The 23,613-nt window shown below is 42.4% G+C and carries 19 protein-coding genes and 1 tRNA gene; 3 read left to right on the forward strand and 17 right to left on the reverse strand.

From position 1 onward, the window contains the following. Positions 1-715 precede the first annotated feature (715 nt). From hemL to hemA, 6 genes are read right to left on the reverse strand one after another with little or no spacing between them, the layout of a single operon-like run. The gene (hemL, locus tag BSM4216_RS11325) at positions 716-2,005 is read right to left on the reverse strand and encodes a glutamate-1-semialdehyde 2,1-aminomutase (protein ID WP_048623778.1); all 1,290 of its coding nucleotides are present in this window, start codon (positions 2,003-2,005) and stop codon (positions 716-718) included. A 21-nt stretch (positions 2,006-2,026) separates the two neighbouring features. After that, positions 2,027-3,013 carry a porphobilinogen synthase gene (gene hemB, locus BSM4216_RS11330; RefSeq protein ID WP_003355541.1) on the reverse strand — a complete coding sequence of 329 codons (987 nt, stop codon included), beginning with the start codon at positions 3,011-3,013 and terminating at the stop codon, positions 2,027-2,029. 1 nt (position 3,014) lies between these two features. Continuing rightward, positions 3,015-3,806, reverse strand: coding sequence for a uroporphyrinogen-III synthase (locus tag BSM4216_RS11335; protein WP_048623779.1), 792 nt, complete (start codon positions 3,804-3,806; stop codon positions 3,015-3,017). 5 nt (positions 3,807-3,811) lie between these two features. After that, positions 3,812-4,732: a hydroxymethylbilane synthase gene (gene hemC / locus BSM4216_RS11340; RefSeq protein ID WP_003355543.1), complete on the reverse strand. Its 921-nt coding sequence runs from the start codon at positions 4,730-4,732 to the stop codon at positions 3,812-3,814. Between the two features lie 15 nt (positions 4,733-4,747). Beyond that, positions 4,748-5,584 (reverse strand): cytochrome c biogenesis protein CcsA, encoded by an 837-nt coding sequence (gene ccsA / locus BSM4216_RS11345; RefSeq protein ID WP_048623780.1) that lies wholly within the window; start codon positions 5,582-5,584, stop codon positions 4,748-4,750. 11 nt (positions 5,585-5,595) lie between these two features. Continuing rightward, positions 5,596-6,936 (reverse strand): glutamyl-tRNA reductase, encoded by a 1,341-nt coding sequence (hemA, locus tag BSM4216_RS11350; RefSeq protein WP_048623781.1) that lies wholly within the window; start codon positions 6,934-6,936, stop codon positions 5,596-5,598. Positions 6,937-7,183: 247 nt separating this feature from the next. Between hemA and BSM4216_RS11355 the strand changes: the two genes are divergently transcribed. Further along, positions 7,184-7,669, forward strand: a complete 486-nt coding sequence (locus tag BSM4216_RS11355) for a LiaI-LiaF-like domain-containing protein (protein WP_003355546.1) — start codon at positions 7,184-7,186, stop codon at positions 7,667-7,669. Positions 7,670-7,766: 97 nt separating this feature from the next. Here BSM4216_RS11355 and yihA read toward each other — a convergent pair whose 3' ends face one another. The 6 genes from yihA to BSM4216_RS11385 all read right to left on the reverse strand — a co-directional run bounded on the left by yihA (position 7,767) and on the right by BSM4216_RS11385 (position 16,895). After that, positions 7,767-8,351, reverse strand: a complete 585-nt coding sequence (yihA, locus tag BSM4216_RS11360) for a ribosome biogenesis GTP-binding protein YihA/YsxC (RefSeq protein ID WP_003355547.1) — start codon at positions 8,349-8,351, stop codon at positions 7,767-7,769. Further along, entirely contained in the window at positions 8,348-10,672 is a 2,325-nt protein-coding gene (gene lon / locus BSM4216_RS11365) for an endopeptidase La (protein WP_048623782.1), read from the reverse strand. Before lon ends, yihA begins: the two co-directional genes overlap by 4 nt. A gap of 345 nt (positions 10,673-11,017) precedes the next feature. Next, on the reverse strand, positions 11,018-12,679 hold the full coding sequence (gene lonB, locus BSM4216_RS11370; RefSeq protein WP_048623783.1) for an ATP-dependent protease LonB: 1,662 nt from the start codon (positions 12,677-12,679) through the stop codon (positions 11,018-11,020). A 215-nt stretch (positions 12,680-12,894) separates the two neighbouring features. Continuing rightward, positions 12,895-14,166 (reverse strand): ATP-dependent protease ATP-binding subunit ClpX, encoded by a 1,272-nt coding sequence (gene clpX, locus BSM4216_RS11375; protein WP_003355551.1) that lies wholly within the window; start codon positions 14,164-14,166, stop codon positions 12,895-12,897. A gap of 262 nt (positions 14,167-14,428) precedes the next feature. Next, positions 14,429-15,715: a trigger factor gene (gene tig / locus BSM4216_RS11380; RefSeq protein ID WP_048623784.1), complete on the reverse strand. Its 1,287-nt coding sequence runs from the start codon at positions 15,713-15,715 to the stop codon at positions 14,429-14,431. Between the two features lie 154 nt (positions 15,716-15,869). Continuing rightward, positions 15,870-16,895 (reverse strand): tetratricopeptide repeat protein, encoded by a 1,026-nt coding sequence (locus BSM4216_RS11385; protein ID WP_048623785.1) that lies wholly within the window; start codon positions 16,893-16,895, stop codon positions 15,870-15,872. Between the two features lie 570 nt (positions 16,896-17,465). On the opposite strand from BSM4216_RS11385, the gene BSM4216_RS11390 reads away from it, so the two are divergent. Together BSM4216_RS11390 and BSM4216_RS11395 are read left to right on the forward strand one after the other, a co-directional pair. After that, on the forward strand, positions 17,466-18,833 hold the full coding sequence (locus BSM4216_RS11390; RefSeq protein ID WP_003355652.1) for an ISLre2 family transposase: 1,368 nt from the start codon (positions 17,466-17,468) through the stop codon (positions 18,831-18,833). A gap of 324 nt (positions 18,834-19,157) precedes the next feature. Beyond that, the gene (locus BSM4216_RS11395) at positions 19,158-19,727 is read left to right on the forward strand and encodes a manganese efflux pump MntP (protein ID WP_048624506.1); all 570 of its coding nucleotides are present in this window, start codon (positions 19,158-19,160) and stop codon (positions 19,725-19,727) included. A gap of 302 nt (positions 19,728-20,029) precedes the next feature. Here the strand turns inward: BSM4216_RS11395 and BSM4216_RS11400 are convergent. The 5 genes from BSM4216_RS11400 to rph all read right to left on the reverse strand — a co-directional run bounded on the left by BSM4216_RS11400 (position 20,030) and on the right by rph (position 23,580). Then, positions 20,030-20,103: transfer RNA gene (locus tag BSM4216_RS11400), tRNA-Arg, on the reverse strand. 314 nt (positions 20,104-20,417) lie between these two features. Next, positions 20,418-21,461 (reverse strand): IS30 family transposase, encoded by a 1,044-nt coding sequence (locus BSM4216_RS11405; RefSeq protein ID WP_048622401.1) that lies wholly within the window; start codon positions 21,459-21,461, stop codon positions 20,418-20,420. A gap of 255 nt (positions 21,462-21,716) precedes the next feature. Then, positions 21,717-22,205, reverse strand: coding sequence for a metallophosphoesterase (locus BSM4216_RS11410; protein WP_048623786.1), 489 nt, complete (start codon positions 22,203-22,205; stop codon positions 21,717-21,719). Continuing rightward, the gene (locus tag BSM4216_RS11415) at positions 22,202-22,810 is read right to left on the reverse strand and encodes an XTP/dITP diphosphatase (protein WP_048624507.1); all 609 of its coding nucleotides are present in this window, start codon (positions 22,808-22,810) and stop codon (positions 22,202-22,204) included. Before BSM4216_RS11415 ends, BSM4216_RS11410 begins: the two co-directional genes overlap by 4 nt. After that, complete coding sequence (gene rph / locus BSM4216_RS11420; protein ID WP_040341994.1) at positions 22,810-23,580, reverse strand: ribonuclease PH; 771 nt, start codon at positions 23,578-23,580, stop codon at positions 22,810-22,812. The genes BSM4216_RS11415 and rph overlap by 1 nt, the downstream gene beginning before the upstream one ends. Between the last annotated feature and the right edge of the window lie 33 nt (positions 23,581-23,613).

Raw genomic sequence — 23,613 nt, forward strand, 5'->3', positions numbered from 1 at the left:
AATAGCTGTTCTCTTTATGCCAGTGGTCACTCCACCCTCCAAGAGGTCTCCCACGGGATTCACCGCTTCCTCCCTCAAGTGAGGTACTACGTTTTCTGTGTTCATCATGACTCACTGAATACCAAGGGCTATTCTCTCTTAATTGTTCGGTCCTTCTTAGTTGTTCTAGACCAACTAATACTATGACCTCTGCTGACTTCTGACGGTTCAGCTACTTATCACTAAGTAGGTTATGAAGAGTACTTCACATATCCGCCAGACCTCCCCGGGTAAGTACATGCACTTTCACACCATCTATCCGCCTCATTTACTCGATATGACCTTCGACAGAAAGAGCTTTGTTTTGTTATGCAAACTCACTCAATCATACCTAGCCTTATATGAGGTTCGTGTTCCTCGGACCGGTGTTTTGCCTCCAGCTTCCTTCAGATTCCGCGTCACCACGGACACCCTTGCTCTTGGCTAACCTCTACTTCTGTCTTCGGGGTTCGGGACTTACACCCTATAGTTCATGTACATGCCGGGCGCACATAAACAAACCCGACAAGAATGATATCATCTCGTCGGGTTTTCTTGTTTTTAAAAGGGGGCTTTTAGGCCACCCCATAATAATTTTTATTTGAAACAATCTTAACTTGCATCCTTTAACGAGCATTTGAACCATTTTGCGGTTCATTTAGCAAAGCTTGATTGTCGCTCTCTCTGCTCAAGCGCTTTATCCTCTAATCTTTTTGAACGCTTTTTCAGCAGCAGCAATCGTTTTTTCAATGTCTTCGTCCGTATGGGCAGCCGATAGGAAAATTCCTTCAAATTGAGAAGGAGGCAGAAAGATCCCTTCATTGGCCATTTCCCGATAGTAGCTGGCGAACAGCTCTAAATCAGATGTTCTCGCTGTTTCATAGTTGATCACCTTTTCGTTCGTAAAGAACAAACCAATCATCGAACCGGCACGATTGATAGTATGCGGGATTTCGTATTTTTCAGCCGCTGCGTGAATGCCTTCTTCCAGCCGGTCTGCTTTACGGACAAATTCTTTGTAAAGATCAGGAGTAAGCTGACGAAGGGTTTCATATCCTGCTGTCATCGCAAGAGGATTTCCGGAAAGTGTTCCGGCTTGGTAAATCGGGCCGCTCGGTGCTACTTTCTCCATGATGTCCGCTCGTCCACCGAAAGCGCCAACAGGCAGTCCGCCTCCAATGACTTTTCCTAAACAAGTGAGATCCGGTGTTATTCCGAAATATCCTTGAGCACAATGGTAATCGACCCGGAAACCTGTCATCACTTCATCAAAAATCAAAAGCGATCCGTATTCCTTCGTCACTTTCCGCAGCCCTTCCAAAAATCCTGGAACCGGCGGAACAACGCCCATGTTCCCTGCCACCGGTTCCACGATCACGCAAGCGATGTCTTCACCGTATTTTTCAAAAGCTTGCTTAACAGCTTCCAGATCGTTATACGGGACAGCAATCGTATTTTCAGCTACTCCTTTAGGCACTCCCGGACTGTCAGGAAGCCCGAGAGTAGCCACTCCTGAACCCGCTTTGATCAGCAAAGAATCGCCGTGTCCATGGTACGATCCTTCAAATTTTACAATTTTATTTCGTCCCGTATATCCCCTTGCCAGCCGCAGCGCGCTCATCGTGGCTTCCGTACCGGAAGACACCATCCGAACGATCTCTATAGATGGAACTCGTTCTTGAACGAGTTTTGCCAATTTATTTTCCATAATCGTAGGCGCACCAAAGCTCGTTCCATTTTCGGCCGTTTTCTTAATGGCTTCAATCACTTGATCGTTTGCATGTCCTAAAATAAGCGGACCCCAGGAAAGAACGTAATCAATATATTCATTTCCATCAATGTCATAGATTTTGGAGCCTTTTCCCCGCTCCATGAAGATCGGATCCATATTGACCGATCTAAAAGCACGGACCGGACTGTTGACTCCACCGGGCATGAGTTTAACGGCATCTTTATAAGCTTGTTTGGACTTTTCGTAAGAACGCATGTTTATCCCCCATTTTCTTAATTACAAAACAGAATCCTCTTGAAGGTAACGGCAGACATCTTTTGCAAAATAAGTAATGATGAGATCGGCACCTGCACGTTTCATGCTCGTTAATTTTTCCATCACAATGGCTTTTTCATCGATCCATCCGTTTTGAGCGGCCGCTTTGACCATCGAATACTCACCGCTGACATTATAAGCGACAATCGGCACATTAAAGCTGTTACGGACGTCTCTCACAATATCCAAATAAGACATCGCAGGCTTCACAATTAAAAAGTCTGCGCCTTCTTCAATATCTGACTCCGCTTCCCGAAGCGCTTCACGACGATTGGCCGGATCCATTTGATAAGTTTTGCGGTCGCCAAACTGCGGAGTAGAATCGGCAGCATCGCGAAAAGGTCCGTAGAAACTGGAGGAATATTTCACCGCATAAGACATAATCGGCACATATTCAAATCCTGATTCATCCAGACCTTTGCGGATAGCCGCCACAAATCCATCCATCATATTGGAAGGAGCGATAATGTCCGCCCCTGCTTTTGCTTGGCTTATTGCTGTTTTGGCCAATAAATCAAGAGACGGATCATTTAATATTTGACTGCCTTCTACAACGCCGCAATGGCCGTGGCTTGTGTATTCGCATAAACAAGTGTCCGCCACTACGACGATGTCCGGGTAATGGCTTTTAATATAGCGAATCGCTTCCTGAACGATGCCATGGTCATGGTAGGCCCCTGATCCCACTTCGTCTTTTTCTTTCGGTACACCAAAAACGATCACCGATTTAATCCCTAATTCCACAATTTCATCCATTTCTTCTTTTAGACGATCGATGGAATATTGGTAAACACCAGGCATCGATTTCACTTCGTTTTTTATATTGACTCCTTCAACCGCAAAGATTGGATAAATTAAGTCTTCTTTTCGAACGAAATTTTCACGCACTAAAGCACGCATATTCGACGATTGACGAAGACGGCGATGACGTTTAAATTGCAGTTCCATATTATGTCTCCTCCTTTTGGTAAAAAGCGCAAATTTCTGCCAGCAAGGCATCCATCGTATACTCACCTGGACAAATATGCACAGGAAGACGGTATTGCCTAAGCTCTTTACTGGTGACCGGACCAATGCTGGCAAACAAAATCCGTGTTAAGTGTCGTTTTAATTGATGCTCTTCTACTACTCTCATAAAATGGCGAACGGTCGATGGACTTGTAAAACATGCGACATCCAAAATATCGTGATTCAACAATGAAACGAGCTTCTCTTCCGATTCTTTTGGGAAAATCGTTTCATAGACTATCCATTCTTCCGCAGACGCACCAGTTGACCGCAACGCTCTTGCGATAGATTCTTTGGATAAATTTCCTTTTGGTATGAGCGCGCGTTCAGCACGAAAACGTCCGTTTTGAATGCAGCGGACAAACTCATCTGCCGTATACCGGTCGGGAACAAAATCCGCATGAAAGCCATGTTTATTTAAAGCTTGTTCTGTTTTTGCCCCTACCACGGCAAATTTGGCTAATAGGCTTTTTTGCGGGTTAACGTCTCTTTCCGACAGAATTTGAAAAAAGAAATCCACACCGTTTTTGCTTGTGAAAATCACCCAGTCAAACATCTCGAGCCTTCGCAAAAATTCTTCTTCCCTTTGATCGTGAACAGGTTGAAACGCGATTAACGGTACAACATGGGGAGTACCGCCAAGCTGTTCAATTTCGGCAGCAAAACCAGCTGCTTGCTTTTGGCCGCGGGTAATCAAAATTTGCTTTCCGGCTAATGGAAGACTCCCTCCCATAAAGCTCACTCCCTAGCAAGCTGATCAATCAGCTGTTTGGCTCCCATTCGAATCATGCGACGAGCGACTTCTTCCCCCACTTGTTCGGGATTTTTTCCTGCCGCCATTTCTTTGTAAACGGTTTTCCCATCTGGTGAGGCAACAAGTGCAGTCAATGCTACTTCTTCTCCTTTTACATGAGCGTATCCGGCAATCGGCACTTGGCATCCGCCGTCCATTTTTTGAAGAAAAGCTCGTTCAGCAGCGACTGATTGGGCGGTATCCGTACTGTTTAATCCTTGGAGAAGGGATAAAAGCTCTTCATCGTCTTTCCGGCATTCAACGGCTAGCGCCCCTTGTCCAACAGCCGGGAGGCAAATATCCGGATCTAAAAATTGTGTCACGACATCTTTTGTCCAGCCCATGCGCGACAAGCCGGCAGCGGCCAAAACAATCGCATCATAGTCGTCGGTTTCCAATTTTTTTAGACGTGTGTCAATATTTCCGCGGATCCATTGAATTTTCACATCCGGTCTGTGCGCCAAGATTTGAGCTCCGCGCCGCAAACTGCTTGTCCCAATTTTCGCCCCAGCCGGCAATTGGTCCAGCGTGAGCCCGTCTTTAGAAATCAAGACATCACGGTGATCTTCCCGTTCAGGAATACAGCCGATCGTAAGCCCTTCCGGCAAATATGCAGGCATATCTTTCATGCTATGTACAGCCATGTCAATTTCTTTGTTCAGCATGGCCTGCTCGATCTCTTTGACAAACAATCCTTTCCCGCCCACTTTGGATAAGGTAACGTCAAGAATCTTATCGCCTTTTGTCACGATCTCTTTTATTTCAAATTCATAGGAAGGATTTAGCCTTTTTAATTGTTGAATGACCCATTTGGTTTGTGTCAGCGCCAATTTGCTTCTACGCGACCCTACGATAATTTTTCTCATAACGGCCTCCTTCAATCACATATACCAAAAATGAAATGCCGATAAGCGGCTGACTAAAAAGAAGTTGATAAGTACAATGAGAAACGCAGCTGTATTGAATAAAGCGAGCGCTTTTCCCTGCTTGTTTTTTCGAACTTTAAAGTAAAGGAACATGCTGTAAACAATCAATAAAATAAAAGAACTGATAATTTTTGGATCATACCATTCCACATTAGGGAGTTTTGTGAATTTCCATTGCAGCCCTAAAATCAACGACAATAGAAGCATTGGCACGCCAATTGCATTTAATATATAGGACAGCTGCTCAAGCTTCATCAAATCGCCAATCCGCCACAACCACTGACTCCACTTTTTTTCTTTCAAAAGCCGGTACTCCAGCAAATATAACAACGAAAAAATAAAGGACAGCGAAAAAGCCCCGTAAGAAAGCAGCGCCATTATAATATGAATCAGCAGAAGCTCAGAGACTAATCTTTCTGCCATTGCGTCCGATTGCATTTGCATAGGCGCAAATGTATGAATCGCCATAATGGCAAATCCAAGTATATTGGTGAAGAACACCAAAAAATCCATTCGTAAAAACCGATTGATCAATAATGAAAATGTGATCAACACCCATGCATAAAAATAAAGCCCTTCAAAAATGGTCAGGACCGGAAACCTTCCTGTCTTGAACATATAAAGAAACAAAAAAATTGTTTGAAGCACCCAAACAATCGCTAAAGTCCAGAAGGCGAACGAATTCGCCTTCCGATTTCGATGAAGAAAATCAATGAAGTAGAGCAAAATACTGACCGCATACAATAGAATCATGAGTTCATGCAATCTTGTCATACCGTGTACAAAAGCCATAAATGAACCCCTTACACTTGATAAGAAGAAGCCACGATGGCCCCCGTTTTTACGTCTTCTGCTTTCTGCTGATTTTCTGCTATCACTTGTTCCTCAATATTAAAGATTTTTGTAAAAAACTCCAATTTCTCTTTTGCGCCCTTTTGTCCTGCCAATTCTTTCGCTTGCAGGATTGGATCTTTTAACAACTGGTTAATAATGCTTTTTGTATGTTTATTAATAATCTTCCGTTCACGGTCGGTCAAATCGGGTAGCTTTCTATCCAAGCTTTTCATCGTTTCTGCTTGTATGGCAAGCGCCTTTTTCCGAAGCGCCGCAATAACAGGCACCACACCAAGCATATTCAGCCACTCATGAAATTCCGAAATTTCTTCTTCTATCATGATCATGATTTTTTCAGCTGCTTTTTTCCGTTCTGCCATATTCGCTTCTACAATGCCTTCCAAATCATCAATATCATACAAAAAGACATTTTCAAGCTCATGAATTTCCGGATCGATATCCCGCGGAACCGCTATATCGACCATGAAGAGAGGCCGTCCTTTTCTCAAATTAACGACTCCGGACATCATATCCTTTGAAATAACAAAGTCATTTGATCCGGTTGAACTGATGAGGATATCCGCTTCTAAAAGAGCACATTGCAATTCCCGCAGTTCTTTCGCCGTCCCCGAAAATCGCTCCGCTAACGAGGCAGCTTTTTCGAACGTACGGTTGATGACCGTTACTTTCGTCGCTCCGCTTCCTTGCAGATTTTTAAGGGCCAATTCCCCCATCTTTCCCGCACCGAGAATTAATACATGTTTGCCGTTTAAGTTTCCAAATATTTTTTTCGCCAGTTCCACGGCGGCATAACTGACGGAAACGGCATTCGCTCCAATTTCTGTTTTAGAATGAGCTTTTTTAGCCAATGTAACCGCTTGTTTAAATAATTGATTAAAAATCGTTCCAGTCGCTTCAGAACGCTGTGCTTGCAGAAAACTATCGCGTACCTGTCCGAGAATCTGCGTTTCCCCGACAATCATAGAATCTAAACCGCACGTTACTTTAAAAAGATGTTCAACCGCGTCCGCTTCTTCATAAACAAAGAGAAACGGCGCGAATTCATCCATTTCGATATGAAACCATTCGGAAAGGAATTCCTTTATATAATAGCGTCCAGTATGAATTTGATCTACGACCGCATAAATCTCCGTCCGGTTGCAAGTAGAAAGAATGACGCTTTCCAGAATGCTTTTTTTGTTTTTCAGCGTGCGAAGCGCTTCATCCAGATCATTTGCGTCAAAAGTAAGCCGTTCTCTTATTTCGACTGGGGCCGTTTTATAGTGAAGTCCTGCTACTATGATATGCATGGCCGACAGTGACACCCCCAAAAATCAATACTATTTTTATTATACCATGTTCAAAAATTACTGAATCAAAAAATTATGAACATATGGTAACATAGATATTAGTTTTACCCTTAAAATGGCTAAATGGAAAGACATCCATTTTTATAATAATTATCATATTATATTTATTTTTAATTTCAAGTTTACAATACCAAACTATCCCGAAAGAATCAAATCATTGACCTTTTCGAAAGGAATGGATTTACGAATGAAACAACAGCGTTTTTTCCCAGGGATCATTTTAATGGGATTTGGAGCTTATTTTTATCTGCAAAAATCCAATATCCTATTATTCGATGGCTTTTTTACTTGGCCGACCATTCTCTTAATTGTTGGATTGGCTTTTCTTTTTCAAGCTTATGGCGGACAAGACTATCAGTTTATTCTGCCTGGCGTTATTTTGACAGGTTTTGGCATCCATTTTCATCTTGTTCGTCAGTTTCCAAATTGGCCTGATCAGATCGGAATTTTTGTTTTGATCATCGCCATCGGTTTCTTTCTTCAATCTCAAAAAACAAAAGAGGGCTTCCTATACAGTATGTTATTTTTCATTCTTGCCCTATTGTCGCTCTTTTATCAAAATGTCATTGCTTGGCTTGGATTGCTGAGGAGCGGGCAAGAAGATTTATGGCATTTTTGGCCAATACTGCTCATTCTAGTAGGAGCTTACTTATTATTTGTAAAACGAAAATAAGGAGGCAATGCATGCCTCCTTATTGACATTCTGAAACCTTTAAACAGAAACAGCAGCAATGCTAAAATCGCAAGACGCCGCTCATAACGACTCCGAATTAACGCAAATAGGCTTCAAGAAGATTCCAAGTCTTATCTTTTCCTTCTCCGGTCTCCGAAGAAAAAATGATGATTTCATCAGCCGGATCGAATTTCAATGTCTGTTTGACCTGCTTCACATGTTTCTGCCATTTTCCTCTTGGAATTTTGTCCGCCTTTGTGGCAATGACCATGCATGGGATATCATAGTATTTTAAAAAATCGTACATCATTACATCATCATTTGTCGGTGGGTGGCGCAAATCCACTAAAAGCAACACCAATTTCAATTGTTTTCTCGTCGTCAAATAAGTTTCAATCATTTGCCCCCATGCTTCTCTCTCTTTTTTGGAAACCCTTGCATATCCGTAGCCCGGAACATCCACAAAATAAAGCTTGTTTTCGATTCGATAAAAATTAAGCGTTTGTGTTTTTCCCGGATTGGATGATGTTCTGGCTAAACTTTTGCGATTGACCATTTTGTTAATAAAAGAGGATTTCCCCACATTTGAACGACCCGCAAGCGCAAATTCCGGAAGATCCTCTTTCGGATATTGTTCGGGCTTGACAGCACTGATCACTAATTCGGCTTCATGAACGTTCATTGGTTATCACCCGCCAACGCCGTTTTTAGCACTTCATCCATTTGAGAAACAAGCACAAAATGCAAATCTTTCCGAATGCTTGTCGGAATATCATCTAAATCTTTTTCGTTTTCTTGAGGAACGATAATCGTTTTTAATCCCGCTCTATGAGCTCCCAACGATTTTTCTTTCAGTCCGCCAATCGGGAGTACTCTGCCACGAAGCGTTATTTCTCCCGTCATTCCAACTTCTTTATGAACGGGGCGATTCGTCAATGCAGAAACAAGAGCAGTTGCCATCGTAATTCCTGCCGAAGGTCCGTCTTTTGGAACGGCGCCTTCCGGTACGTGTATGTGAATATCATATTTTTCATGGAAATCTTCTTCAATGCCCAGTTCTTTCGCATTGGAGCGGACATAGCTAAAAGCAGCTTGGGCCGACTCTTTCATCACATCTCCTAGTTTTCCTGTTAAAACTAGCTTTCCTTTTCCCGGCGCCAAAGAAACCTCGATTTGCAGTGTATCGCCACCAACAGGGGTGTAGGCTAGTCCGTTGGCTACGCCAATCTGATCCACTTTTTCCGCTGATCCATAACGGAATATCTTTTTCCCTAAAAATTCTTCCAGATTATTTTCTGTCACGATCACACGCCTTTTCTCTCCGGCTACAATCATTTTTGCCGTTTTCCGGCATATGGCCGCCAACTGACGTTCAAGTCCGCGAACACCCGCTTCTCTTGTATAATAGCGAACAATGTCTTGAATGGCATCGTTTCGAATTTGCAGCTGTCCCTTCTTCAATCCGTTTTCTTTCAATTGTTTAGGAAGAAGATGGTCTTTTGCAATATGAATCTTTTCCAATTCCGTATAACCAGGAATGCTGATAATTTCCATACGGTCTCTCAATGGTCCTGGAATCGTTGATAAATCATTCGCTGTCGCAATAAACATCACGTTCGACAAATCATATGGTTCTTCAATAAAATGATCGCTGAATGCATGATTTTGTTCCGGATCGAGTACTTCGAGCATGGCCGCGGATGGATCGCCGCGAAAATCGCTCGACATCTTGTCAATTTCATCCAGCAGAAATACCGGATTGATTGTCCCCGCTTTTTGCATCCCTCTTATAATTCGTCCCGGCATGGCCCCCACATAAGTTCGGCGATGCCCGCGAATTTCAGATTCATCCCGTACACCGCCTAAGGAGACGCGGACAAATTTACGATTAAGCGACTCTGCGATGGAACGAGCGAGACTTGTTTTTCCTACACCCGGCGGTCCTACAAGACATAATATCGGCCCCTTAACGGATCGTGTCAGTTTTCGGACAGCTAAGTATTCTAAAACCCGTTCTTTTACTTTTTCTAAGCCGTAATGATCCCTGTTTAATATACGTTCGGCCTTTTTTATGTTTAAGTCATCTTTGGTTGCTTTGGACCAAGGAATCGTAATCAGCCATTCTAGATAATTTCTGATCACTGCGCTTTCCGCCGAACTGGTCGGAATGCTTTCATAGCGGCCGAGTTCTTTCATGGCTGTTTCTTTTACATGTTCAGGCATTCCGGCATCTTCAATTCGTTTCGTAAGCTCTTCGACTTCTCCGGTTTTCCCTTCTTTGTCGCCCAACTCTTTTTGAATAGCTTTCATTTGTTCCCGCAAATAATATTCTTTTTGGGTGCGTTCCATAGATTGCTTTACGCGCTGTCCAATTTTTTTCTCAAGATTTAATATTTCTTTTTCGTTATGGAGAATGTCGATTAATTTTTGCAGCCGCTCCTTGATCGCCACTGTTTCCAATATTTCTTGTTTTTGATGGATTTTAATCGGCAAATGGGAAGCGATTATATCAGCAAGCCTTCCCGGTTCTTCAATGTCCGAAACGGTCGTGAACGTTTCAGCGGTAATTTTTTTCGACATCTTTATGTACTGTTCAAAAGAATCCAGCAGCGTTCGCATCAAAGCTTGTGTTTCGATATCTTTCATTTTTTCTTCTTCAAAGGTTTCAACGACGACGTGAAAATACTTTTCTTCATGATAAAACTCTTTAATTCTGCCCCGTCGAAGACCTTCCACAAGCACGCGGATCGTTCCGTTCGGAAGCTTTAACATTTGCTTGACTTTTGTCAACGTTCCTATCCTATATAAGTCCTCTTCAGAGGGATTATCTATATTCATATCTTTTTGGGTCGTTAAAAAAATCAAATGATTATCCATCAAGGCACGCTCCAGCGCTTCAATCGAACGCTCGCGGCCAACATCCAAATGCAAAACCATTGTAGGATAAACCAATAATCCTCTTAACGGAAGGAGGGGGATGGAATAGACCGTTTGTTCACTCATATTGGCACCTCCGTAATCTCTATGTTACTTTCGTATGATCTTTGTACAATTCTAACTTATTTATAAACACCTGTCCATTTGGAATTCTTCTAATCAAATGCAGCTGAATCAGAAAAATCCAATGGAACCCTTTGGAGGTCTTGAAACTGAATGATGCTTTTCTATGATCGCTTGCCGAAAACGGATGTTTCTTTCTTCATGCAAGCAGACTTCCCCGCTCCATTTATAGAAATTCAAACAAAAAGAACACAGATCCTGCCATTACATCATCACATAGTACGGATATTCGATTGTATTCCAAAAGCTAAGCCGTTTTCAGAAGGCCATACGAACGACCTAACAAATTCAGAGCATTTCCTGGTTATTATGCCAATGCGTAATCGTTCCTTCTGCATCTGCTTTCTTTTCAATCGCCTGTTCAATGACTTCGCGAATATGTTCCACAGGAATAATCGTAATACCATCGAATTCTTTGATGATTTCCTGCATGTTCGCTTTCGGAATAAGCACTTTCTCGACACCCGCCAGTTTGGCAGCCCTTATTTTCGGCATAACGCCTCCAATTGGCTTTACTGTCCCGTGGACGCTGATCTCTCCAGTCATAGCAATCTTATGAGAAACGGGCATCTTGTAAATAGCGGAATAAACACCGGTGGCTATGGCAATTCCTGCGGACGGTCCATCCACCGGAATTCCGCCTGGAAAATTCACATGAATGTCATATTGATGGCAAGGCACACCCATTGATCGTAAAACCGTGAGTACAGTTTCAATCGAGCCTCTTGCCATGCTTTTTCGCCGTATGGATTTTCCTTGGCCGCCTATACTTTCTTCTTCGACAATGCCAGTAATCGTCAGCGTCCCTTTTTTGGCTGCCGGGATGACAGCCACTTCAATTTCCAACAAAGCTCCGCTGTTCGATCCCATTACAGCCAAACCATTCACAATGCCGACTGCAGAATGATCTTTAATTTTCTGTTCATAACGGGGCGTCATTTGGCTAGACTGCACGATCCATTGGATATCCTTATCCTTAATGGCTCTCCTGCCTTCCGTTATCGCCAAGCCGGCTGCAATTTGAACAATGTTAACGGCTTCACGGCCGTTTCGTGCATAAGAGCTCAAAATTTTCAATCCACTGTCGCTCATGCTCATTTTGACCTTTTCTGCAGCTTTTTTGGCTACTTGGATGATCTCATCTTGTTCTAATCCTCGAAAAAACACTTCCATACAGCGAGAACGAATCGCCGGCGGTATTTCCTCAGGCGTTCTGGTTGTCGCTCCGATTAATCGAAAGTCCGCAGGCAAGCCATTTTTAAAAATATCATGGATATGGGCAGGAATTTGTGTATTCTCTTCATTATAATAGGCGCTTTCCAAAAAAACTTTCCTGTCCTCCAACACTTTTAACAATTTATTCATTTGAATAGGATGCAACTCACCGATTTCATCTATAAAAAGGACGCCGCCGTGAGCGTTGGTTACAGCTCCTTGTTTCGGTTGGGGAATGCCTGCTTGTCCCATGGCTCCGGCTCCTTGATAAATGGGATCATGCACAGACCCTATAAGCGGATCAGCTATTCCCCGTTCATCAAACCGGGCAGTAGTCGCATCCATCTCCACAAATACGGCCGATGGAGAAAATGGCGTTTTCGGATTTTTTTTCGCTTCTTCCAACACCAAACGGGCCGCCGCTGTTTTTCCGACCCCGGGAGGACCATAAATAATGACATGTTGAGGATTGGGACCGCATATCGCTGCCTTTAAAGCTTTTATACCATCTTCTTGTCCGATGATATCAGAAAAAGAAGTAGGCCTGACTCTTTCCGACAAAGGCTCCGTTAAGGAAATCGACCGCATTTTCCGAAGCTGTTCCATTTCCTTTCTTGATTCACGGTCAATGGATATTTTTTGGGTGCGTTGATTTTTCAACAAATTCCAAAAATACAGCCCTATGACGACACCAAAAAACATTTGAATCATTAATGCAATACCTGTCCAATTCATACTATATCCCCCTCCTGATTAACCATCGATATACGGCTAGTATCTCCTGGACACGAGGGGAATAAACATAAATCAAAAGCGCCTGGCGCCGACCATTTTCACCGTTTTCACGGTTCAATCGTCGAACAGATAACAGGTTTGATCAAGTGAAGCGGGGAAGCTTATCTTTTTCTCATAAATAGGGGAAAAAGGAGCCGAACACATCGGCTCCTTCGTCATGCAGACGTTTTTCGTTCTTCTGTTTCTTGAATAATTCTTCCGTCCGTCCCGATTAACTTTGGCATGCTGTTATTTAAAACGGTATCTTTTGTTATGATACACTTTGAAATATCTTCTCTTGAAGGCAAATCGAACATTACATCCAGCATAATGCTTTCGATGATGGAACGCAATCCACGTGCACCCGTTTTTCTTTCGATTGCTTTTTTTGCGATTTCAACAAGTGCTTCTTGTTCAAATTCTAATTCAACATGATCAAGTTCCATCATTTTTTGATATTGTTTGACGAGCGCATTTTTCGGCTTCGTCAAAATTTGAATTAACGCTTCTTCGTCAAGAGGTTCCAGACTAGCGATAACCGGTAAGCGGCCGATGAATTCCGGAATTAATCCGAACTTCAGCAAATCTTCCGGAACCACTTTGGAAAGCAGATCTTTTTCTTCGATTTCTCCTTTCGTTGGATCCGATCCGAAACCGATCACTTTTTGACCGAGACGGCGTTTGATAATTTGTTCAATGCCGTCAAAGGCCCCGCCGCAAATAAACAAAATATTAGTCGTATCAATTTGGATAAACTCTTGATGAGGATGTTTTCTTCCTCCTTGAGGCGGAACACTTGCCACTGTTCCTTCCAAAATCTTTAATAAAGCCTGTTGAACTCCTTCACCGGAAACATCCCTGGTGATGGACGGATTTTCCGATTTTCTGGCGACTTTATCGATCTCATCAATATAAATAATTCCTTTTTCCGCTTTTTCTACATCATAGTCGGCGGCTTGAATCAGTTTCAAAAGAATATTTTCTACATCTTCTCCGACATACCCTGCTTCCGTAAGAGAAGTCGCATCGGCAATCGCAAAAGGAACATTTAAGATACGCGCTAATGTTTGCGCTAACAAAGTCTTGCCGCTCCCAGTAGGACCGATTAAACAAATATTACTCTTTGCCAGTTCTACATCGTCGACTTTACTGTTGGAGTTGATCCGCTTATAGTGGTTATAGACAGCAACAGCCAAAGATTTCTTCGCTTGGTCTTGCCCAATGACGTATTCATCGAGAATTTCACGGATTTCACGCGGCTTCGGCACATCCTTAAACTCTACTTCTTCCTCGGTTCCCAATTCTTCTTCCACAATTTCCGTACACAATTCGATGCATTCATCACATATATAAACACCCGGTCCGGCGACCAGCTTACGGACCTGGTCTTGTGTTTTGCCACAGAAAGAACATTTCAATTGTCCTTTCTCATCACTGAATTTAAACAATTTACTTCACCCCTCAATTCTTCTTAAACCAATTATTGCCGAGTCTTCGCTTTGCCACGTTCCGTTGTTTCAAAGCCTTCAAAGAGTTATGTACAGCATTTTAACACATTTTACACAAGACACGAAATAAAAAGCTTAGTGTTATATATAATGTGCAATATGCCGAGCTCATTACCAAAATATTTTAAAAATATTTTATGTATTGGTGTATAAAACAAGGCACGTATAACCCGCGCCTTGTTTTTATACCGTTTTACTACTATTATGCAACAACTTTTGCATTTTCCACAAGAAATTCAACTGCTTTATTGATTCTTAAATCTGCTTTTAAGTTTTCCAGATCGCCGAGTGCTTTCTTAATGTCTTCTACTGATAGGTTAAATTGATCGGCCATTCTTTGCAATTCTTTTTCTACGTCTTCTTCGCTGGCTTCGATATTTTCTGCTTTCGCAATGGCTTCAAGCGTCAAGCTTGTCCGAACACGAGTTTCAGCATTTTCTTTCATTTGATTGCGAAGATCTTCTTCCGATTGACCAGAGAATTGATAATACAATTCAAGGTTCATTCCTTGAGCGGAAAGGTTTTGAGAAAACTCTTGCATCATCCGATCGATTTCATTTTCGATCATGACTTCAGGAATATCGATTTCTGCATTGGCTGTTGCTTTTTCAACCACTGCATCTTGCAAAGCATGTTCCGCTTCATGTTCTTTTTGATGTTTCAAACGGTCTTTAATTTTTGCTTTCAAATCTTCCAACGTTTCTGCTTCTTCATCCGCATCTTTTGCAAATTCATCATCAAGCTCAGGTAATACTTTCGCTTTTACTTCATGAACTTTCACTTTAAACACGGCAGGTTTTCCAGCAAGCTCTTCAGCATGGTATTCTTCAGGGAATGTGACTTCCACATCTTTTTCATCCCCTGCTTTCGTTCCGATTAATTGATCTTCAAAGCCAGGAATGAAAGAGCCGGAACCTAGTTCAAGCGAATAATTTTCCGCTTTACCGCCTTCAAACGGCTCGCCGTCAACAAACCCTTCGAAATCAATAACAACCGTATCTCCTTCTTCTGCTTTGCCGTCTTCTTTTACGACAAGTTCAGCATAGCGTTCTTGCAATGCTTTTAATTCATTTTCAACATCTTCGTCTGTTACTTCTGTATCTACTTTTTCCACTTCTAAGTTTTTATACTCGCCGAGTTTTACTTCCGGTTTAACTGTGACAGTTGCTTTAAAAATTAACTCTTTTCCTTTTTCCAGTTGTTCGATGTCGATTTCCGGACGATCAACCGGTTCAATTCCGGATTCTTCCACCGCTTTTGCATAAGCTTCCGGCAAGATATAATCGAGCGCGTCTTGGTAAAGCGATTCTACTCCGAATCGTTTTTCAAACAAAGGACGCGGTATTTTTCCTTTGCGGAAACCAGGGACATTAATCGTTTTGACGACTTTTTTGAAGGCATAGTCCAATCCCTCATTCACTTTGTCGGCATCCACCGTTACAGTAAGGACACCTTGGTTTCCTTCTAGTTTTTCCCATTTCACTGACATACAATTCCCTCCACAACAAATCTATAAGTTGATAGTTGAAAAATGAATCATTTATCAATTTCGTACTTTTAGTGTACAAAAAGAAAGCCAAGCAGAAAAGTACATATTATAACCATTACATTATAACATACGTACTAAGTCTTTCAATAAAAAGCTAAGAGACGGGAGCAGAAAATTCATCTAACTCTTTCAAATAAGCCATGCATTTTTCTCGATCAGCATCGTCATGAGAGAAGAGCTGCGGACATAGAATTTCTGCTTCTTCCGCTTCCCCGTAATATTCACAAGCCAATTGGAGCGTACAGGCAGCCCAAGTGTCCACGCTGAACTCAGGTTCGAATGGATAAAGAAGAAAAAAGTGGCGATTCACCAATTCTGTTAATTGGGAAAACAATACGGGATTAGATTGAGAAACGGCTTCCTCTAATTTGGTTAAAACTTGTTTGTAATAGGTCATTTGAAAAACTTCTTCCAACTGATTTGGGATCAATCGTTTTGAAAAATGAAGCTTTCGAACGAAAATTTCTTTATCCACTCCCTTCTCCCTCATTATATTGAGGAGAAGAGTTTTCAAAAATGGATGGGAATGTGCATCCCCGATGATATCAATCAATTCGTCTAGATACGGAGCAATATTTCGTTGAACTAGCTCCGCCGCTTTTAACGTTTGCTGCTCAATTGATTCATCCTCGTAAAACAATTTAGGTGCACGGTCAAAGTCAGATTGATATTCATTTATCGCCGAAGTAGAAGCCATTTTCCGGCTTATTTGCAAAAGTTTCTCAAAATGCTCTTTTTTATCGGAAGGAATTTGGTTTTCCTCACAGAGAGCAGATAGCGTAATGTAAGCTCGCTGATATTCCTTCATTTGAAAGAGAATTGATATGTATAAATCCATTACATCGTAATAATCGCCGTTTCCCGCTTGAAGCATTTCTTCGCACAATTCTTTCGCCTCATCATATTGACCACATTCATAAAGGGCAAGCAACAAGGCCATTTGAATCTCATCGTCACCGGGATCCTCGGAAAAATGCAAAGCCTTTATAAGAAAATCAGAAGCTTCTTCATAATTTTTTTCCTGCAAAGCTTGGATTCCCTTTTCAACCAATCTTTCCCGTGTACCAGGCAATACAACAACATTATCAAATCTTTGGAGATTTTTCTTTCTTCTGCCCATTCTTATATGAACCGCCTTTTTCAAATGGAGTTGCCATAAGTTTAGCACGGAAACGCAGAAAAAACAAAAGAAATCGTTTTCACGATCACTTTGGCAAGTTTTCCCCGGCACATTCGACTAAAGCTGACTTTATCAACAAAAGCTTAATGACTTCCATGATCATCCATCCAGCATCTCGCTCTCATATTTATTATACTTTTCTTGTGAATCGGCCACTTTCTTTCGCGTTGTTCATGCCGATAATGATTTTACTTCGAATATGACCGACCTTTTTTTCTTAATGCCTGCCAGCTGCGCTTTTCTTTCGGATATGATTTTATATAAATTCATATATTTTATCAAACCGAAAAATGGCGTGAAGTCAACAGTGTTTGTCGTGTGAGTAAAATGTTTGTGGGAGAAATTCTTAGAATTCCCCGATGAGGGGGTTGGGAACGTAGGTTCGCAATCCCCCTCATCGGGGCCACCAAGCAAAGTGCGGTAGGATCCCAAGCAGGAAACATGAAAAAAGGACTCTCTCCCTGGTAAGATGATCATTGTTCACACCATCAAACAGGAGGAGAGAGTCCCATGAATATTCAACAACATCTTACCACAAATTCGTTGACATGGAAAGAGATCGAACTTGATTTGTTTCGAGCCTTGCAAAACGCCTTCACCGAGCTGTTTACGGCTCTGTTGGAGGACATCGACCGACAATTGGCGGAAACCCGGGACAAGCGCCGGTACCACTTGAAAGACAAACGACGCACCACGATTCAAACCTTGTTTGGCGAAGTTACCTTTGAGCGAAACTACTATTTAGACCGAGAACAAAACCGTTACACGTTTTTGCTTGATTCCTTTTTAGCGTTTGATGGATCGCAGTCAATCAGCCCTTGTCTAGAAGAAACGGCGATGGGATTGGCTGTGGAGTGCTCTTCCTATCGCAAAGCGGCTCATACGCTTGCCCAGATGGTCGGGTATCCGGTGATGAGCCATGAGACGATCCGCCAGTTGGTGCTCGAGGCTGAAGTTCCGCTGCACTGCCCGGTTGACCAGCGATATGGACGGGTGCTGTTTGTGGAGGCCGATGGACTGTTTGTCTCTCTCCAAGGGAAGGGAAAACGGGCCAAGGAAGACAAAATCCTGACCGTTCACGAAGGATGGAAGCGCAACGGCTCACGGATCGAATTCGTGAATCAGCGCCATTACGTCCATGAAGGCAAGGGGGAGGTGTGGGAAGGCTTCGAGGAATTTTTGATGAACGAATATGCCTATGATCCGTGTCGGGATCTTCTTGTCATCAACGGGGACGGCGCTCCATGGATTACCGCGTGCCGGGAGTATTTCAAAGGACGGGTCTGCTTCCAATTGGATCGATTCCACGTGGCGCGTGAGTTGCGCCAATGCCTCTCGGGCCATCCACGGTGGCAGGCGATTCGGCAAAAGCTGGCGAAGCAGGATGAAGAGAAGCTGCTTGTGGAACTGAACAGCGCCCTCGGCACGCTGGGGGACGAAGCGAAAGAACAACAGCTGGCTGCCTTGATCCACCGGATCGAATCGATGCCGGGATGCATCCGTGATTACCGGGAATGGCTGAAGGAGCAAGGAGTGGACACAACGGGCATGTATCCGATGGGGAGGGCTGAAAGCGTGATGAGCCAGCTGGCGTATCGGGTGAAATACCGCCGCAGTTGGACAGACAAGGGACTCAGGGCGTTTTTCAAGGCAATGATTGCCCGGATGGATGGGATTCGTCTTTTCGGACATCGTTTAGGAGAAGAATCGTCGCATCCGGCGGAGGAAACGGCATCTACCAAACAGACGATCGTGAACAAGGCGAAACAACGCATCCGCCGTCTTCTTCCAGAGGTAACGCGGAATAACGTGCCATATTTACAGCAATCGTCCGGGACTCCGATCTATCATGCCCTGTCTGAATTCAAGGGATGGTAAAAAAAGGTATACATATTCGTCTGTCATGGCAAGGGATGAGAGTCCGAAAGCGCTTACGGATGAAATTCAAAAAAATGGTTCGCTAACCTATGACTTACATCTATTTTCAGCGAACCAAAAAAATTCCCACAAAGTCTTGACTGACTCGTGTTTGTCCAACGCCAATCAAAAGTCTAATTTTATATATGACATTAATGACCCTCTGTGTTTGTCCTATATCATTTCATCTTTTCATCATAGGATAAGACTAGCCTTGAAAACGATATATGTTCATATACCTATACTTACGGAGAAATGACATTTCGAAAAGAGAGGGATCATAATTTGGATTGGTTCACACTTTTTATAATTATCAATCTCATTGGAATCAGTTCTAATTTGGATAACACGACTGTAGGAATAGCGTATGGTCTAAAAAAAATTCGATTTCCTTTTTGGATTAACTTCATTGTCAATTTGATTGGATTTGTCACTGCATTAGTTGGTGTATATTTAGGACCATTTATTTCTAGATATATTTCTTCGGAGGAGGCTGCGTGGGTTTCATTCAGTGTCTTATGCAGCATTGGTCTATTTATTGTTTATAGTGAATACGGTCATCAATTGATTTTCGGTAAAAAACAACATATAAAGATTCAAAATCTTGGAATCCGTCAAGGCATCTTTCTCGGATTCACTCTTTCCTTTTCAAATATTATCACTGGTTTCGGGGCGGCCATTTCCAATCATTTATTTATCTGGCCCACAGTAATCAGCATCACCATATGGGGAATTATCACGATTTGGCTTGGTAATAAAATCGGAAAGGGAACGATCTCCAAACTATTAGGTAAATACTCATCTCTTGTTTCCGGGCTTCTTTTTATCTTGGTGGCATTTTATCAAATTTTGTAATCATGCCGCATCACTTCACTTCCGATTTTGCTCTAATCAATCATTCAAACACTCCAGCCGAAGTTAAATCTTTGTTTCCTTTTATTTTGGTCGCTTCTTTATTATCCGCCATTTTCCTGGCATACAAAAAACGCCTTGCCATTGTGTGTAGCCTCCTTTAACGGCTACCGTCGAACGATACGTTACATATCGTCCAACGTTCACTAGGCAAGACGTTCATCGTCTCGGCAGCATTTAGCGTTATTTTAACGCTTATGTAAACGTCACAATACCGCGTCAATACTGCGTTTATACAATTTTAGCGTCCCAGGAGAGATTCGAACTCCCGACCGACGGCTTAGAAGGCCGCTGCTCTATCCAGCTGAGCTACTGGGACATTTTTTCAATTTCATCAAGGACATTTTTAATTATATTAACATCCAAAATAAATGTCAATCATTTTTTTGTACAAACCGAAAAAATTTCTTAAACTTAAATTGCAATATTAAATGCAACAAGTATTGAAAGACCAGATAACCCATGATTAAGTAGAATCGGGACACTCTGCGCGACTTGACGTGGAGTGGCGGGCATGGTAGCCTGGTTGGCCCAGCCAGTACCGTATACCTGGCTTCATGGCTGGTAGCCATGCCCGCAGAGGCTCTTTGTCAAGTTGCTAAAAACCAACCCTTTGGGTTAGCTGGCTTAAGGTTAAGAAGCTAAGCCAGCTAACTCTATTTGGAAACACTCCTCAGGTGTACGATAATTGAGGATCTTCCTTGGAAGATGGTTACACCAATTTTCAACATAGGTAATGGTTTCGTCTGCCACAGAGGAAATGGGTCTCCCCTTTGGTATGAAGCGCCTAATAAGGCCATTATGACGCTCGTTGGTTCCTCGTTCACAGGATGTGTAAGGGTGTGTAAAATAAACCTCTGTTAGATCTTTTTCAACACTAAGGCCGAGGTCAGCAAATTCAGAACCGTTATCAGCCGTAATGGTTTTAAACACTTTAGAGAACCGATTACCATAAGACACTTTCAACTGAGATATGACTTCTGAAACGGATAGACTATCCTTGGCTGTCACTCTCAAAATTATTTCTTTACGGGTTTTGCGCTCAGTAAGAGTCAATAAGGCCTGATCTTTAGTCTTCTTGCCTATAACCGTATCAATTTCCCAGTGACCAAACTCTTGGCGTTCATTGACTTCAATTGGTCGCTCATCGATACTGCGTCCTAAGATCTTCTTATTCTTCCGGTTACGTTTTTTCTTGGTGTTCAGGGTAATTTTCATAGGTAGGTCAATGTTTTTAACGCCTATAAGTCCTAGATCAATATAGTTATAAAGGGTCTTGGTGCAAACCATTTTGTCTTTGAATTTCCCATCACGTTTGGCTCTCCCACATACCGCATCAGGAGACCATTTCTTATCAAGGATCTGAGTTTCGGCATACTTAATAAACTCGATGGCATCGTCTAGTTTTAGCTTGCGGCCACAGGCTTTCCTGTTTCTCTCATAGAGAAGTTGACCTGTGTCTGGAAAATAGACATGAACAATTTTCCCGTTGCTTTTTCTTTGTGGCACTGTACCTCTTCTTAACTCACGGGAGATGGTGCTTTTGTGACAACCAACATAATCTGCAATCTCCTGTTGAGTCTTACCAGCAGCGTGTAAGGCCGCAATTTTCCCACGGTCATAAGCCGTTAAGTGTTTGAAATGCCGAGCTCCTATGGTAGAATTAGTAATTGCCATAGATAAATCCTCCGTATCGATATTGTTTTAGTCGACTTAATCATACGTGGTTTATCTATGGTTTTTCATTTTTTATGCTTGTTGCATTTGATTATACAACTAGCCAAAATTTCTTAAAATTTCTTAAACCGAAAAAATTTTTTCCCGTTTTTATAAAAAGTTGAAAAAGAACATTCGATTATTTTTTCAGATAAAGAAGAACAAAAGGCAAAACCATTGCCAGTTTGTTCTTCTCTATGTATTAAATGCCGCTTGTCAATCCGTTAACAGCTGATGTTGTTCGTTATAAAAATAAACAACCGAATCGTCTCCATCCAATTCCACGATTGCATAGGTTCTTTCTTTTCTACCTCGCGGCAAGAGAATGCTCCCCGGATTCAAAAACAACGTTTCGCCTATTTTTTCCGCTACCGCTTGATGAGAATGACCGAAAAACACAAAATCAGCTTTGTTTGCTTTTGCTTTCTGTTTCAGTTTCGAGAAAGACGCTTTGACATCGTAGCGATGTCCATGTGTCATAAATATTCTCTTACCCTTTATCTCTTCCACGATATCATAAGGATAGCGATCATCCATATCGCAATTTCCTCTAACCACAATATAGCCTTTCATTACTTCACTGTCTGCCGGAAGTTCAGAATCACCACAATGAAACATGGCATCCATCTCTTGCTCGTAGCGTGCTTTTAAATCTTTTAAAATTTCCGTGTCCCCATGACTGTCACTTACAACTAGAAGCTTCATAGTACACTTTCCCTTTCCAATTGTTCCAATATCGTTCTCATTTTTGCCAACGCTTCGGCGCGGTGGCTGATTTTATTTTTTTCATTTGGAAGCAATTCCGCCATCGTACGCTCATAACCTTGGACAAAGAAAATAGGGTCATATCCGAACCCATTTGCCCCTTTTTTCTCAAAGGTGATGAATCCTTCACATGTCCCGTTCACTGTTATGGTTTCTCGTCCCGGAATTGCAAGAGCCAGAGCACAATAAAAACGAGCTGTCCGTTTTGAAAGAGGAACTCCTTCCAATTCCCTTAACACCTTTTGTATATTGGCTTCATCATCTTTTTCAGGACCTGCGTATCTGGCCGAATACACGCCCGGCCGGCCGTCTAACGCGTCAATCACCAAACCTGAATCATCTGCCATAACCATGGCTTTTGTCTCTTTCATGACCGATTCCGCTTTGATGATCGCATTTTCTTCAAATGTCGCACCCGTTTCCTCGATTTCCGGGAATTCAGGAAGATCAAGAAGCGTTTTTACCTGAATCTGAAACGGTTGAAACATTTGCTCAAATTCAAGTGCTTTCCCCTTATTTTTCGTGGCGATCACAACTTCTCGCATCATCGATTTGCTTCTCCACCTTTTGACATATTTCTTTCTATCTTCACTGCTATTTCGCTTAGCGCTTGCTTTTGAATGTCGATCAATTCTTGCAACCCTTTTTCTGCCAATGACAATAATTCTTGAAGCTGCGAATGGGAAAATGTGGACTCTTCTCCTGTTCCTTGAATTTCTACAAAATCTCCGGATCCAGTCATGACCACATTCATATCCACCATTGCTTCACTATCTTCTTTATAATTTAAATCTAATACTGCTCCCTCTCCATGTAAAATGCCTACGCTAGTAGCAGCCAGAAAATTGGTTACCGGAAAAGTCGACATTTCTTTTTGAATAGATAATTGATGCAACGCCATTGCCATCGCTACAAAGGCGCCGGTAATCGAAGCGGTGCGTGTTCCGCCATCTGCTTGTATGACATCGCAATCGATCCATACCGTTCTTTCGCCAATGGATTCCAAATCGACAACCGCCCGAAGAGCTCTCCCAATTAATCGTTGAATTTCCATTGTTCTTCCTGATACTTTTCCCTTGGAAGATTCTCTTATATTTCTTTGCTCAGTTGCCCGTGGCAGCATGGAATATTCCGCTGTAATCCATCCTTTACCGGACCCTCTCATAAAAGGGGGAACACGGTCTTCGATACTAGCGGTGCAAATAACCCGTGTATCTCCAACGGTGATAAGCACGGAGCCTTCCGGATGTTTTAAAAAATCCGTATCGATCTTAACCGCTCTTAATTCATTTTTTTGTCTTCCATCTACTCGCACCATAGATCCTCCTTTTAAGCTGCAGCTCCTGTC

Source organism: Bacillus smithii (assembly GCF_001050115.1).
Lineage (GTDB): Bacteria > Bacillota > Bacilli > Bacillales > DSM-4216 > Bacillus_O > Bacillus_O smithii.

Bases quoted from the DNA above. Each gene is read 5' to 3' on its own strand.
- lon (WP_048623782.1), bottom strand. From the start codon at position 10,672: ATGAGTGAACAAACGGTCTATTCCATCCCCCTCCTTCCGTTAAGAGGA.
- hemC (WP_003355543.1), bottom strand. From the start codon at position 4,732: ATGAGAAAAATTATCGTAGGGTCGCGTAGAAGCAAATTGGCGCTGACA.
- hemL (WP_048623778.1), bottom strand. From the start codon at position 2,005: ATGCGTTCTTACGAAAAGTCCAAACAAGCTTATAAAGATGCCGTTAAA.
- hemA (WP_048623781.1), bottom strand. From the start codon at position 6,936: ATGCATATCATAGTAGCAGGACTTCACTATAAAACGGCCCCAGTCGAA.
- BSM4216_RS11355 (WP_003355546.1), top strand. From the start codon at position 7,184: ATGAAACAACAGCGTTTTTTCCCAGGGATCATTTTAATGGGATTTGGA.
- yihA (WP_003355547.1), bottom strand. From the start codon at position 8,351: ATGAACGTTCATGAAGCCGAATTAGTGATCAGTGCTGTCAAGCCCGAA.
- BSM4216_RS11385 (WP_048623785.1), bottom strand. From the start codon at position 16,895: ATGGGCAGAAGAAAGAAAAATCTCCAAAGATTTGATAATGTTGTTGTA.
- BSM4216_RS11390 (WP_003355652.1), top strand. From the start codon at position 17,466: ATGAATATTCAACAACATCTTACCACAAATTCGTTGACATGGAAAGAG.
- BSM4216_RS11335 (WP_048623779.1), bottom strand. From the start codon at position 3,806: ATGGGAGGGAGTCTTCCATTAGCCGGAAAGCAAATTTTGATTACCCGC.
- BSM4216_RS11405 (WP_048622401.1), bottom strand. From the start codon at position 21,461: ATGGCAATTACTAATTCTACCATAGGAGCTCGGCATTTCAAACACTTA.
- BSM4216_RS11410 (WP_048623786.1), bottom strand. From the start codon at position 22,205: ATGAAGCTTCTAGTTGTAAGTGACAGTCATGGGGACACGGAAATTTTA.
- hemB (WP_003355541.1), bottom strand. From the start codon at position 3,013: ATGGAACTGCAATTTAAACGTCATCGCCGTCTTCGTCAATCGTCGAAT.
- BSM4216_RS11415 (WP_048624507.1), bottom strand. From the start codon at position 22,810: ATGCGAGAAGTTGTGATCGCCACGAAAAATAAGGGGAAAGCACTTGAA.
- tig (WP_048623784.1), bottom strand. From the start codon at position 15,715: ATGTCAGTGAAATGGGAAAAACTAGAAGGAAACCAAGGTGTCCTTACT.
- lonB (WP_048623783.1), bottom strand. From the start codon at position 12,679: ATGAATTGGACAGGTATTGCATTAATGATTCAAATGTTTTTTGGTGTC.
- ccsA (WP_048623780.1), bottom strand. From the start codon at position 5,584: ATGGCTTTTGTACACGGTATGACAAGATTGCATGAACTCATGATTCTA.